The organism is Xenorhabdus littoralis (genome assembly GCF_033949345.1).
GTDB classification, from domain to species: Bacteria; Pseudomonadota; Gammaproteobacteria; order Enterobacterales; family Enterobacteriaceae; genus Xenorhabdus; species Xenorhabdus littoralis.
Map to the genome: position 1 here is coordinate 89,687 of NZ_VCDP01000008.1, position 13,281 is coordinate 102,967.

The 13,281-nt window shown below is 45.6% G+C and carries 14 protein-coding genes; 9 read left to right on the forward strand and 5 right to left on the reverse strand.

Annotated elements, in window-relative coordinates; translation table 11 throughout:
• Positions 1 to 41: 41 nt before the first annotated feature.
• Together FE394_RS03350 and fes are read right to left on the reverse strand one after the other, a co-directional pair.
• Positions 42 to 254 carry an MbtH family protein gene (locus FE394_RS03350; RefSeq protein WP_319924987.1) on the reverse strand — a complete coding sequence of 71 codons (213 nt, stop codon included), beginning with the start codon at positions 252 to 254 and terminating at the stop codon, positions 42 to 44.
• 45 nt (positions 255 to 299) lie between these two features.
• On the reverse strand, positions 300 to 1,601 hold the full coding sequence (gene fes / locus FE394_RS03355; protein ID WP_319924988.1) for an enterochelin esterase: 1,302 nt from the start codon (positions 1,599 to 1,601) through the stop codon (positions 300 to 302).
• A 307-nt stretch (positions 1,602 to 1,908) separates the two neighbouring features.
• Here fes and FE394_RS03360 point away from each other — a divergent pair, with 307 nt between their 5' ends.
• The 7 genes from FE394_RS03360 to FE394_RS03390 all read left to right on the forward strand — a co-directional run bounded on the left by FE394_RS03360 (position 1,909) and on the right by FE394_RS03390 (position 9,562).
• Entirely contained in the window at positions 1,909 to 4,131 is a 2,223-nt protein-coding gene (locus FE394_RS03360) for a TonB-dependent siderophore receptor (protein WP_319924989.1), read from the forward strand.
• A gap of 155 nt (positions 4,132 to 4,286) precedes the next feature.
• Positions 4,287 to 5,477 (forward strand): isochorismate synthase, encoded by a 1,191-nt coding sequence (locus FE394_RS03365; protein WP_319924990.1) that lies wholly within the window; start codon positions 4,287 to 4,289, stop codon positions 5,475 to 5,477.
• On the forward strand, positions 5,474 to 7,102 hold the full coding sequence (locus FE394_RS03370) for a (2,3-dihydroxybenzoyl)adenylate synthase (protein ID WP_319924991.1): 1,629 nt from the start codon (positions 5,474 to 5,476) through the stop codon (positions 7,100 to 7,102). The genes FE394_RS03365 and FE394_RS03370 overlap by 4 nt, the downstream gene beginning before the upstream one ends.
• Positions 7,099 to 7,974, forward strand: coding sequence for an isochorismatase family protein (locus tag FE394_RS03375; protein WP_319924992.1), 876 nt, complete (start codon positions 7,099 to 7,101; stop codon positions 7,972 to 7,974). Before FE394_RS03370 ends, FE394_RS03375 begins: the two co-directional genes overlap by 4 nt.
• Positions 7,974 to 8,732, forward strand: a complete 759-nt coding sequence (gene dhbA / locus FE394_RS03380) for a 2,3-dihydro-2,3-dihydroxybenzoate dehydrogenase (protein WP_319924993.1) — start codon at positions 7,974 to 7,976, stop codon at positions 8,730 to 8,732. The genes FE394_RS03375 and dhbA overlap by 1 nt, the downstream gene beginning before the upstream one ends.
• 343 nt (positions 8,733 to 9,075) lie before the next feature.
• Positions 9,076 to 9,411, forward strand: a complete 336-nt coding sequence (locus FE394_RS03385; protein WP_419836294.1) for a transposase — start codon at positions 9,076 to 9,078, stop codon at positions 9,409 to 9,411.
• Positions 9,404 to 9,562, forward strand: coding sequence for a hypothetical protein (locus tag FE394_RS03390; protein ID WP_319924995.1), 159 nt, complete (start codon positions 9,404 to 9,406; stop codon positions 9,560 to 9,562). The genes FE394_RS03385 and FE394_RS03390 overlap by 8 nt, the downstream gene beginning before the upstream one ends.
• A gap of 9 nt (positions 9,563 to 9,571) precedes the next feature.
• On the opposite strand, the gene FE394_RS03395 is transcribed toward FE394_RS03390, so the two are convergent.
• The 3 genes from FE394_RS03395 to FE394_RS03405 form a co-directional block, all read right to left on the reverse strand.
• Positions 9,572 to 9,715: a hypothetical protein gene (locus FE394_RS03395; protein ID WP_319924996.1), complete on the reverse strand. Its 144-nt coding sequence runs from the start codon at positions 9,713 to 9,715 to the stop codon at positions 9,572 to 9,574.
• Between the two features lie 246 nt (positions 9,716 to 9,961).
• Positions 9,962 to 10,894 carry an alpha/beta hydrolase gene (locus FE394_RS03400; RefSeq protein ID WP_319924997.1) on the reverse strand — a complete coding sequence of 311 codons (933 nt, stop codon included), beginning with the start codon at positions 10,892 to 10,894 and terminating at the stop codon, positions 9,962 to 9,964.
• A 177-nt stretch (positions 10,895 to 11,071) separates the two neighbouring features.
• Positions 11,072 to 11,974: a LysR substrate-binding domain-containing protein gene (locus tag FE394_RS03405; protein WP_319924998.1), complete on the reverse strand. Its 903-nt coding sequence runs from the start codon at positions 11,972 to 11,974 to the stop codon at positions 11,072 to 11,074.
• A 115-nt stretch (positions 11,975 to 12,089) separates the two neighbouring features.
• Between FE394_RS03405 and FE394_RS03410 the strand changes: the two genes are divergently transcribed.
• Positions 12,090 to 12,767: an FMN-dependent NADH-azoreductase gene (locus tag FE394_RS03410; protein WP_319924999.1), complete on the forward strand. Its 678-nt coding sequence runs from the start codon at positions 12,090 to 12,092 to the stop codon at positions 12,765 to 12,767.
• A 232-nt stretch (positions 12,768 to 12,999) separates the two neighbouring features.
• Positions 13,000 to 13,281, forward strand: a 282-nt coding sequence (locus tag FE394_RS03415; protein ID WP_319925000.1) for a helix-turn-helix domain-containing protein, incomplete at its 3' end; no start/stop codon positions are given.

The following is a 13,281-nucleotide window of genomic DNA, read 5'->3' on the forward strand; positions in this document are numbered from 1 at the left end:
ATCTACAGATTAAACCATCGGCATTATCAATCTTGATTCACCTATAGTTTGCGCAGACTGGCCGGGCGCATATCCACCCAGTGCTCTTCTATGTATGCGATACATGCTGTCCGCGAATCTGGGCCAATAACTCTCTCCCAACCGGGTGGCCGGGCAGCAAAAGCGGGCCAAAGGCTATATTGCTGTTGATCATTGATCAGTACATAAAAAGAGATTTCATCATCATCAAAAGGATTTTTTTGTTCCAGATTCATCGTTGGTTCTCATCATATTCGGGATTTCAATCATCGTTTGCCGTATCACTTTTCAGCCAGTAACCAGCTAAGTCCATCAATTAATCCACCGCGCCAACACAGCACATCATGCCCGCCATTAAACACGCGATAATTCACACGATGCCCGGCCTCTTTTAACGCGGCATACATTTGATCATTCACAAAATGGATATCTGCTTCGTGGGACCCTGCCTCTTGAAAGATTTTCAATGATGAAGGAACCACTTTTTGCTCAAAAACCTGCTGTGTCAGCCAACCGGGTTTATGTTCAGAAGATGACATAAACTGTCGAACAATTTTGCTATCAGGCCACCAGAAAGACCCTGATTGCGTGAGAACACAACCAAAGCGTTGTGGCCAGTGGAGTGCGGCGTACAGTGCCGACAGCCCACCGTAACTCTGCCCTGCAATAATAGTCTGTTCAGGATCATCACTGAAGGTGGCATGCTGTGCGATAAGCGGTAACAGTTCATCCTGAATCGCTTGCCAAAAATCGTAATTGCAGGGGAGTTCCTGCTCCCGGTGGGGCATATCAATAACATCAATCAGAAGCCAGATTGCATCCGGTATCTGTTGTTGTTCAGTCGCCACGTCAATGACAGGAAAAATCGGCATTTTCTCTACCCAATTCAGCCCATCCAAGAGAATGATGAGAGGGCGTGGAAGCGCGGTTTCTTCCCCACTGGAATAAAGCCAAATACGCCTTTGATTGTTGAGCCGGTCACTCTGCCAATGCAAAAGCAGAGGCTCTCGTTTGTCCGACCGCGTGACATGATCCGGATTTACCCCGGTTAACGCCCATGCTGTCTGTTCAAGGGCATGGGGCATGTGAATTGCGGATAAAGGCACGCCAAGCCCGTTACGGTGAGAACCTTGTAGATTCAAAGGATCAGGAATGGATAATGGAAAGAGTGAGATCCACCATTCACGTTGCTGTTGGTTGCGCTGTTTGATTTCATCGGAAAATTCGGGGGGCAGATGGGCATCAGTGATAGGGATAAATCGATAACTCCCTCTCCAGTCCTCTTCGAGGCTCACCGACCAATGCCAGATATCCGTTTCAGGCACTCGTTGCAGGCTCTGTGGCTGTGGGCGGTGATGATCAGTGACGCCATTGATATCGATATAGACTTGGCGAAAAGCTGAATTTTGTTCATCCCCGCTAGGGTCTCGCCAAAAGAATGTCGTTTGAACTTGATGATTTATCGCAATTTCTATGATAGGTGTGCCCAAAATAGCGATATTTCCCCACCATAATTCACTGCCAACATTAGGAGCGGATAATAAATTATCTACCGTACCTGATGGTTGAAATACTAACTTCATCCCTTTACCCCTTCAAAAAGATTCGCCCACAAATAACGTGTCTATCTGATACACCTGATAACAACAACCTCAGTAAATCAAAATAATTATCGCCAACAAATGATATTGATAATGATTTTCATTTGCAATATTATTCAATATATTTTATTAATCATAGCTATTGGCTAATAGAGTTAATGGATAATTATTGGGGTAACGTGGCAGGAGGCCCTCACTATTCAGTTTAGTCATAATGGGATAATTCTTAATTATTTTATTGATTTTGAATAATTATTTAAAAGAAAGTCTATTTTGAGAGATGAAATCCATGGTACTGCCTATCAAGAATGAAATGTTGAAATCCGAAAATAAAATAACCAGAAACTATAACTATAGTAAATCATTATTAATGATTACTTCTGCCTTACTGTTATCTCCCTATGCTTCAGCAAGCCATACAAGCAATAATAGGGCTGCCAATAACAACGAAGACACCATAACCGTCACAAACGCAAGTACAGGCAACTCAGTAGAACACTTCGTAGAATCAGACAGTGCTGCCGGCACCAAAAGCACCACTCCCCTCATCAAAACGCCCCAGTCAATCAGCGTCATCAACCGCACACAAATGGAAGTGCAAGGTGCGGCAACGGTTGCTGACGCCCTGAATTATTCAAGCGGTGTTGTCACCAATTACCGCGGCTCTTCCAACCGCAATGACGAAGTGATCACACGTGGCTTCCGTTATTCCCCTAAATTTCTTGATGGTTTGAGCTATGGCACGAACAGTTCAGGGGGCACTGTAGGACAGATTGATCCTTGGTTATTGGAGCGTGTGGAATTGGTACATGGGCCGGCATCCGTGCTATATGGTCAGGTCAGCCCCGGTGGCCTGATTAACATGACCAGCAAAAGGCCGACTGCCCAGCCCATTCATAAGATACAAATGAAAGCAGGTAATCAGAGCCTTGGCGAATTGGCCTTTGATTTCGGTGGAGCACTGGGTGATGATATTCCCGTTCTCTATCGTTTAAATGGTATTCTCAGCACCCAGAAACAGTTCGTCAAAGGTCATAAGAAAGAGCGGATAGCCATCGCCCCAGCGCTGACATGGATACCCAACAATAATACGACCTTTACGTTGCTAACCAGTTATCAGTACGATCCCAAGGCGGGATACCGCAACTTCTACCCTAAAATCGGCACCGTAACGCCAGTTTCCAATGTGGGCTATATCCCCTACGATATGAATCTCAGTGAACCCTCTTTTAATCAGTCCAGACGGGAACAGACCTCTATCGGCTACATGCTTGAGCATGACATTAATGATGTTTTTTCTTTCCAGCAAAACCTGCGTTATTCAAAGTCAAATGAACGTACAAAATATTTAGTTTATGTATCAGATCTCACACCGCCTTCCATTAAACGTTTTCCACAGCGCGAACATAATGAAGCGCAGGGAATAAGCATGGATAACCAACTGAAGGCCCTTTTCTCAACAGGTAATATTGAGCATAACGTCATCAGTGGGGTAGATTACAAATGGGTAAATAATCACAGTCAATTTTGGCGTAACAGGGATGAAAAAGGCCAATACTATTTTGATTGGTCAAATCCAATCTGGGGTATTCCCGTCAATGAAAAAGATCTCTCAATTACCTTAAATGATAAAAAGAAACTCCATCAGTTAGGTATTTACTTACAAGATCAACTCAGTTGGGAAAACTGGAACTTAGTTCTGTCAGGGCGTTATGACTGGACCGAAACAAAGCAACAAAACCTCATCAGGAACACATCAAAAACACGAAAAGACCGAGCTTTCACAGGACGAGCGGGTTTATTGTATGCCTTTGATAACGGTATTTCGCCTTATATCAGTTACAGCACCTCCTTTGAACCCAATCTGTCTCAAGGAGCGCCTGGCACACCGGCATTCAAACCCACAACAGGTGAGCAAACTGAAATAGGCATCAAGTTCCAGCCAAAAGATCATAATACTCTGCTAACGCTTTCCCTGTTCGATATCACACAGAAAAATATAACGACCACTAAACCAGGCGCTGCCTTTAGCGAGCAAATTGGCAAAATTGGCTCAAAGGGAGTAGAAGCCGAAATTCATTCTCAGATCACTCCAGAGATCAACCTGATCGCAGCCTATAGCTATACAGATACCAAAACCAAAAGCGACCTCAGAACTGCACGCGTCGGCAAAAGAGTGCCTTCGATTCCTGAACATGCGGCTTCTGCATGGGGTAGCTATAGCTTCCAACAGACAGCTCTGAAAGGATTTACACTGGGGGCAGGCGTACGCTATATCGGCTCCACTTCCGGTGATTATGAAGAGACATTCCATGTAAATCCCTACACCCTCTACGATCTGATGGCAAAATACGACCTTGGTGAAGCGTCACCTCAGTTAAAAGGCGCCAGTGTACAGCTGAATGTGAATAACCTGACCAACAAACGTTACGTCGCTTCGTGCTCGAATGAAGGTGCCTGTTTCTACGGTAGCGGACGCAGTATCTTTGCCACGGTGAAATATAGCTGGTAAAGCAAGATTCACTTATTTCAGTGGCAGCTTTCTGCCACTGTGAATTTGCTTTCATCAACGCAAGCTTAATATGTGAATCCAAGTGTGTTGAGCCACTTTTTTTATGTTTAAACCAATTTATTGAATCTATTATTTTAAAATAATAGGGAAACATCGTGCTTAAGTTAACTACTGAATATCATACATCCCAATTATCAGACTTTAGTTATGATGATTTTGTGTTCCTATCCTCAAATAAAAGCCTGCATGCACAAGGATGTTTTACCAAAATAACAACACCTGCCAGTCATCTTGATGGCATTGACAATCCATTGTGTGATCACCTATCCCAATTATTCCATCAGGCTGAACAGGCCGGAATTAAAAACCCCATCGCAGTGGGAGCCATTCCTTTTGATAAACGCCAACCTTCTGCCCTCTACATTCCTTACGAGCACCGTTGGCTGGAACGAGAAACTTTACGTTTTTCCGCGCCACCTCCTTCGTCAGTGTTGCCATTACAAGAGTGTCATGTATGGCCCGAAAAAACAGAGTTTTGCCGGATGGTTTCTCAGGCTATTGATGCTATACATCATGGTCAGCTTGATAAAGTCGTCCTTTCACGCCTGTTGGACATTGAATTTGAGCAGAAGCCTGACACTATCCAACTTTTTATGCAGCTTAATGCCCAAAATCCCTATAGCTACAATTTCCACCTTCCACTGGGCAACAGCACGTTAATCGGTGCCAGCCCAGAACTTATACTACGTAAACAGGGCAATACCGTTATTTCTCACCCCTTGGCAGGTTCATCGCGCAGAAGCCGCAATACCGCAGAAGATAATGCCTTACGACAATCGCTGCTGTATTCGGCCAAAGATCATCATGAACATCAATTAGTGGTTAATGCAATACGAACCGTACTCACTGAATATTGCACTGAACTGATGATTCCTGACTCTCCTTCAATATTCAGTACACCTTTACTTTGGCACCTCGCCACAGAAATACGCAGCGAATTATGCGATAAACACGCTGACGCACTTTCAATGGCCTGTCTGCTCCATCCGACACCGGCACTTTGTGGGGCACCAAGAGAGCGAGCATACGAACTCATCGCTCAACTCGAACCCTTCGAACGCAACTATTTTGGCGGCATTGTCGGTTGGTGTGATGCCAAGGGCAATGGTGAATGGGTCATTGCCATTCGCTGTGGTGAATTATTTGCAAACCATATTCGACTCTTTGCAGGAGCAGGCATCGTTGCTGACTCCCAACCCAGTGCCGAATGGCAGGAAACGGGGGTGAAACTTGGCACCATGCTACAGGCTCTGGGATTATCCGATAACAAGGAGCGTGTGTTATGAGTATTGAGTTCAATCGCTGGCCTGAAGAACTGTCACAACGCTATCGTCAACGCGGCTACTGGCTTGACCTTCCCCTTGACGACATATTCAGTCGTCAGGCTAATAATGAAAATACCGCACTGATTTGCTCGGAGCGGCAATATAGCTATCGCCAACTCAATCAACTAACGGATAATCTGGCCGCTTCCCTCAAGCGCCGGGGTGTTCAGCACGGGCAAACCGCATTGGTGCAATTAGGCAATGTTGCGGAATTTTATATCACCTTTTTTGCCCTGCTGCGTTTAGGCGTGCTTCCCGTCAATGCCCTGTTCAGTCACCAGCGCAGTGAGCTATTGGCTTACGCCGAACAGATTAAACCCTCACTACTGATCGCAGACCGTAGCCATTCACTGTTTTCTGACAATACTTTTATTCACGAACTCCATACACGTTATTCTTCACTGGCCAACGTATTCCTGCGAGGGGATAACTGTAGCCCGATAGATTTAACGGTATTGACTGATGAACAAGTGAATAGCTTTACCGCGACGCCCACACAGGCAGATGAAGTCGCTTTTTTCCAGCTATCAGGGGGTAGTACCGGCACCCCGAAACTGATCCCCCGCACTCACAATGATTACTACTACAGTATTCGCGCTAGCGTTGATATCTGCCAATTTAATACGCAAACACGTTACTTATGTGCCCTTCCTGCCGCCCATAATTACCCGATGAGTTCACCGGGAGCATTAGGCGTTTTTTATGCAGGCGGTCAAGTGATTATGGCCAATGATCCCAGTGCATCCAGTTGTTTCCCTTTGATTGAACAGCATCGGATCAATGTGGCGGCCCTGATCCCGCCTGCGGTAAGCCTGTGGCTGGAAGCCATTGCGCTGACAGCGGATAAGTCATCGCTTGATAGTCTGATGTTATTACAGGTAGGCGGTGCACACCTGAGTGAATCTCTGGCACGGAGAATCCCTTCAGAGCTGGGTTGCCAGTTACAACAGGTATTTGGCATGGCTGAGGGATTGGTGAACTACACACGGCTAGAGGATGATGAGCAAACCATTTTCACCACTCAGGGCCGTCCGATCAGTGATGATGATGAAGTATGGATCGCCGACAAACTGGGTAACCCGCTGCCACATGGCGTTCCCGGCAGGCTGATGACTCGCGGGCCTTATACGTTCCGTGGCTACTACCAGAGCCATCAATACAACCAACACGTATTCGATGAAAATGGTTTTTACTGTTCGGGTGATTTAGTTATTCGGACAGAGAAAGGCTATCTAAAAGTTGTGGGCAGGGAAAAAGACCAAATTAACCGTGGTGGCGAAAAGATTGCGGCAGAAGAAATTGAAAATTTGCTGTTACGCCATCCACAAGTGATCCATGCAGCATTGATCGCCATGCCTGATGTACTGATGGGAGAAAAAAGCTGCGCCTATGTTGTCACCCGCGAAGAGATAAAATCGGTCATATTACGCCGTTTTTTACGCGAGCAAGGCATCGCTGATTACAAACTTCCCGATCGCTTTGAAAACGTTCCATACCTTCCCATGACGCCAGTCGGCAAAATCGATAAACAAAAGTTACGCCAAATCGCACAGAACATGTTAGCCCATGTCGGAGAAACAAAATGAGCATTCCAAAAATTAACGATTATATTCTGCCCACAACTCAAGAACTGCCGAGCAATAAAGTGGATTGGCCATTTGATAGTCAGTGTGCCGCATTGCTTATCCATGATATGCAGAATTATTTCCTCAATTTCTGGGAAGCTGATAGCCAGTTAGTGATGCAAATTATCGACAATATCGCGCGTCTCAGAAAACAGTGCAAACAACTAGGGATCCCCGTTTTTTACACCGCCCAACCCAATCATCAAAGTGATGCAGATCGTGGGTTACTGAATGATATGTGGGGAGCAGGACTCAATCTGCATCCTGAACAGCAAAGCATCACTGACGCACTGGCACCTGCTAGCGATGATACCGTCTTGATAAAATGGCGTTACAGCGCCTTTCAACGCTCAGATTTGGAGCAACAATTGAAAATCATGGAGCGTGATCAATTAATCATCTGCGGTGTTTATGCTCATATTGGTTGCATGACGACGGCCACGGATGCTTTTATGCGCGACATCAAACCTTTTTTTGTCGCTGATGCACTGGCAGATTTCAGCCGCGACGAGCATATCATGGCACTACGTTATATTGCCGGTCGCTGTGGCCGTGTACTGACAACAGAAACACTGCTCAACGAAATATCCCCGTCTCCAAAATGGACACGCGAACGTCTCCGCGCTGAAATTTTACCGCTGCTAGATGATGACTGCGGTGAAATTGATGATCACGAAAACCTGCTGGATTACGGTCTCGACTCCGTAAAAATAATGTCTCTGGTGACACATTGGAACCATGCAAACCATAACATTGATTTTATCTCGCTAGTGAAAACCCCAACGCTGGCAAACTGGTTCATTTTGCTTACTGATAAACCAGAGTCCGAATAATGAACGCAACTTTCGATTTCAATAATAAACATGTTTGGGTGACAGGCGCAGGACGGGGTATCGGCTATCACATTGCTAGTCGGTTCAGTCAGGCCGGAGCGAAAGTCATCGGATTGGATCTGGCATTTCCCGACACTGACCTTCCTTTTATTGCCTATGAGTTAGATGTCAGTGACCCTACAGCCGTGAGCCAGCGCTGCCGTGAATTACTCGCAGCAGAACCTCACTTGGATGTATTGGTCAATGGTGCAGGCATCCTGCGATCAGGGCGAACAGAAAACCTGAGCTGGGAAGATTGGCAACAATGTTTCAACGTCAATGCTGGTGGGGCTTTTAATTTATTTCAAGCCGTGATCCCACAATTTCAACGGCAACGCAGTGGAAACATCGTTTCTATCTGTTCTAATGCTGCCCATGTTCCACGGATTGAAATGTCGGCTTATGGCGCTTCCAAAGCTGCGATGCGTAGTTTGTGCCAAAGTGTCGGACTAGAATTGGCGCCTTATGGGGTACGCTGCAATCTGGTTTCTCCCGGTTCAACGGATACTCCCATGCTACGAAGTATGTGGCAAAGTGCGGCATCCGAACAAAATACCATTGATGGTTTTCCGGACAAATTCAAATTGGGTATTCCATTGCAAAAAATTGCACAACCGGAAGAAATTGCGGACACCGTTCTTTTCCTTGCATCAGATCTCGCCAGCCATATCACCTTGCAGGATATTGTCGTTGATGGTGGAGCGACATTGGGTAGCTGAGTAAAAACGATGGATGCAGGCTCTCTATCACAAGCCTGCATCATGGGTAGCATCTGACCATTCCCACAACCTATCAAGATCTCATTGGGCTAAAGCCCCTTGCTCTATCTGAGCCAATTGACGAGAGGTTTGTATATTACTGGCGATAACAAAATGCCCTTTATGCAACAGCTGAACACCTGACGCGATATGTATTTCATCGCTTTCACATTATTGATCTATACTACGGCCCCTTTTGCCACACATCAATTCGCACACTGTTTCGGTGGAGTCACAAAATAGAACCTTGTGTGACTCGCGGCTGCGGTGCTTCGTCACACACGACTGACACGCTAAAAGCCGCATTAATGCCATTGGCATCATCATCAAAAAGACCTTCATCACCTTAAGCGTGTTTGCAGGGAGCATAAATGCGGATGTTTTTCATGCATGGATGACACAAGATTTACTGCCCAAGCTCCCAAGCCGGGCCGTAATTGTCATGGATAATGCCTCATTCCATAAACGAAATGACATGATAAAAGCGAGAGCAGACCACGGATGCCAATTGGAATGGTTACCTTCTTACAGTCCGGATTTGAATCTCATCGAATCCAAATGGGCGGAAACAAAGGCCACAAGAAGACGGGAAAGATGCTCTATTGATGAACTGTTTATGGCGCATGTAAATTATGTCTAATTATATTGATTTGGCTATATGGGGAAAAGAGGCGGACAGCGAGAGGCTGTTCAGCATGGTGAATTCATCTTTTGACATGATATTCTCCGATAAAAAAGACGGAGAACACCTTGCCCGACGGGAAACGTGTTCCCTGGCCGGTTGGCCATGATGGATAAGATTAAGAAACTTTCATCGCCATCAGGACTGACGATATCTGCTTCCAAAGGGGCGCAGATGTACCACAAGGTGGTGTACTCCCTTGCAGGCTACAAGAGTGTTGCTGTCGCTGCCCGAAGGTGATCCTTACAAGCGACCGGATCATAGATAAGTCCGACTACGCTAATAAACGGAAATCATAAGGTTAATGGGTAATTCATTTTCCGGGACAGAAAATAATATCAGGACATGGTGGCCTTTTGGTGGGTTAGTCGGGAAGCCGGCTGTCAATGCTTATTTCACGAGGTGGCCCGTTCTGGCTGCTTGGTCTGACTCATTTATTGCCCCAATGTGAGTTAGGGCAGAGATTTACTTCACTGTACTGGCTCAAACTTGACTATTACGTCACCTACTATAATGTTTCAAGGTGCTGGCGTAACGCTTCCTGAATTCGAAACAGGCACTCAAGATGAGTACTTTGACGGAGCATTCTGAAGTTGAGTAATTTATTGCCATGTTCACTGGCAAACTTCGACATGGCAGCTGGATCGAATAGCTCATCTTCTTCAGCAGCAAGCAAAAGTGTTGGTAAAGGCAGAGCAGCTACTTGTCTGGCTGGTTGGCGAGGGGTTAATGCATTTGCCATATTGACGCTGTATTGCTGTAAAAAGTCTGGTCTTAAAGTTTTGACATTTTCAGGGAAATTCAACTGTACTGCCGGATAATGACCAAAAAGAGCACCACCGGATAAGGCGTTTATAATAAATGGCCACTGGCGAACATCAGCAAAACGTACTAATGAATTACTGCGATGAACGCCAGTAGCAAACGGTCCCAGTTCTGGTGCCAGTAATATAAGGCTGTCCATCTTGTAAGCAGGTTTATGTCGGGTAAAATAATTTATCAGCATTCCTGCTCCACTGGAATGACCCAATAGATGAAGACGAGTAGCCGGAAAGTGTGTTTTTAACTCAGTTATTATCCGATCTACATCGCACCAGACAACCGCTGGTTGGGAAACTGTGCCTTTCTTTCCAATGGAATCTCCGTGTCCACGAATATCGACCAGACACACGGCAAGGTTGTCTTCAGTAGTTAGTTGACGAGCAAGGATATTGTATCCCGCGTCCATATTTACACCACCACCGTGATAGACAATGAATAGATCTTTTGCAACTTTCTCTGATTTGTAAAGACGATAATGTAATCCTTCTGTATAAGCAGTTTTCACTTTTACTGGAATAGCAAGCGTCTCGGCGAGTAATGCTGCCTTTTCATTGAACTGCTCAAAATTAATCACTATCACGGTTTCCTGTTCATTGTTTTTCTGCCACAGATTTTTCAATTACAGTCTTCGTTGAAGACATTCAGTCCAAATATCAGGTATTTCTCAACCGTTATCTGACAAACACGAACGAGAATGAAGCTGGCCATATATCATATGTGCGACATCTAGTACTACTGCAGTGAATGATGCAAGTTTGCTTACCCTTAAGCTGTGTGCCTGAACTGCACTTTTTTGTTATTTCATAATATTCGCTGCATTCTGATGAGCAATCCGTAGCAGCCAGTTCTCCACGGTAGTGGCTGCTACGGATATTGGATATTGACTACTTTTGAGCAGATGGTAAGCCATGCCCTTTAGTGAAGGTTCAGTAACGATCTGTAATACCCCCAGTCGTAGTTCTTCCTCAATCAATAGTAGACTCAACAGTGCAACACCCTGACCTGCAATAGCTGCCTGAATCGCGTGACTTTCCTCGTAATACCGAATACCGCTAGACAGGTCAGAGGGCTTAAGTCCAGAGGCTTGGGCCCAAGCCTCCCATGTGAGGTCTACAGGCAAAGGATGATGCCAGTCGAAATGAATTAAAGGCCATTGCGAGGCATCCTTATTTATCGATGTGAGAAGTGTTGGACTGGCGACAGGCGCGAAATGATCCTCCAGAAGCAATGTAGCAATTTCACCTGCGTACTGCCCAATACCATATCTAACTGCCAAATCAACTGTTTCGCTATTGAGATCTACCGGTGTGTTGGATGCATGGATATGCAGATCAATGTCAGGGTGTGCCTTCTGGAAGAATTCCAGTCGGGGTATTAACCATTTGGTGGCAAATGCAGGTGTCGTGGATAGCATGACCGATTGCCTACGCGGCTTTTGTATGTGCTTAATAGCAGCAGCAATGGTTTCAAAGCCACTATGCACAGCAGTAAACAGAGTCAACCCATCCGACGTCAATTCAACCGCCCGTACTTTGCGCAGGAACAAGGGATGCTCGAGGAATTCTTCCAGGACACGGATCCTGTGGCTGATCGCCGTCGCCGTGACAGACAATTCCTCAGCCGCCTTCTTGAAACTGCGTAAACGTGCTGCAGCCTCAAATGCATGCAGTGATGTTAATGAAGGAAGTCGTATAGCCATAGGTGGATGATATCATGTCATCTATTGGTTGATAATATATCGTTTGTTAGGCCGTACTATTAAATAGAGACTAACTGCACTTAATTAAATATCATCTGTAAGGATTGAGCTTAATATGACTACGCTATTACACATTGATGCAAGTGCACGCTACGGCTGTTCTGACAAAATTTCCCATGGTTCGCATACACGTCGGCTGACCACACGTTTTGTAAAACAATGGATGGCATTACATCCCAAAACGAAAGTGCTTTACCGCGATGTGGGTCAGGAAGCGCCACCGCCCGTTACTGGCAAATGGATACATGCCGCTTTCACACCTGAACATGTACGCGAAGATTGGATGAGAGAGGAGCTTAGCATGAGTGATACCCTGGTCGATGAGGTACTACAAGCGGATCTCATTGTCGCTGGCGTACCGATGTATAACTTTGGTCCCCCTGCACAATTCAAGGCATACATTGACAATATCGTGCGAGTAGGACGCACATTCGGGTTTGATCGAAGCCGGGATAGCGAACCTTATTGGCCACTGTTAGCAGGTTCAGGAAAACGCCTGGTAATTCTCTCTTCACGTGGTGATTACGGATACCAATTGGGTGGCCGCCTCGGTGATCGCAACCATGTGGAAGCATCAGTACGAACTGCTTTCGCGTACATTGGTGTAACTGATGTTTATGAAGAGGCAATTGAATATGACGAGTTTGCGGATCATAGATTGGTCGATTCAATCAGACAGGCGGAGGGGAACGTAGATGATCTTGTGTCTATGTTAGGAAAACGCGCTATTTAAATCCGGTTGTTAGGGTGGGTGACCCTTCTCGCGCTTATACATACCAAAGCCCATGGATGAGTAAAAACCTACTCTATTCGTAATTTTATATCATCAAGGAATAATTGAGCATAATTGATATTACTTTACTTCTTAGTGCTAGCCTTAATAGTTCTGGCTCTATCTTTGAACTTATACCCATCGTCATTGAAGATGCTTGATTTTTCGTTCCTATCCGATCAAGATCGTGCCCATGAAAATCACCCTGACAGATGCTCAAAAAAACGCTCTTGAATTGATGCACGATACGACTCGTGATGGACGCGTGCGTGATCGCATTAAGGCCGTGCTTTTGGCATCGGAAGGTTGGACTGCTCAAATGATTGCCCAGGCTTTGCGTATTCATGAAAGTACGGTGAGCCGTCATCTGAAAGATTATTTTTCTGAAGAAAAACTTGCCCCTGAAAATGGCGGCTCTGAAAGTCGTTTATCTGCCGAACAAACGGCAGAACTCGTTTTTATGGCTTTAGCCAGT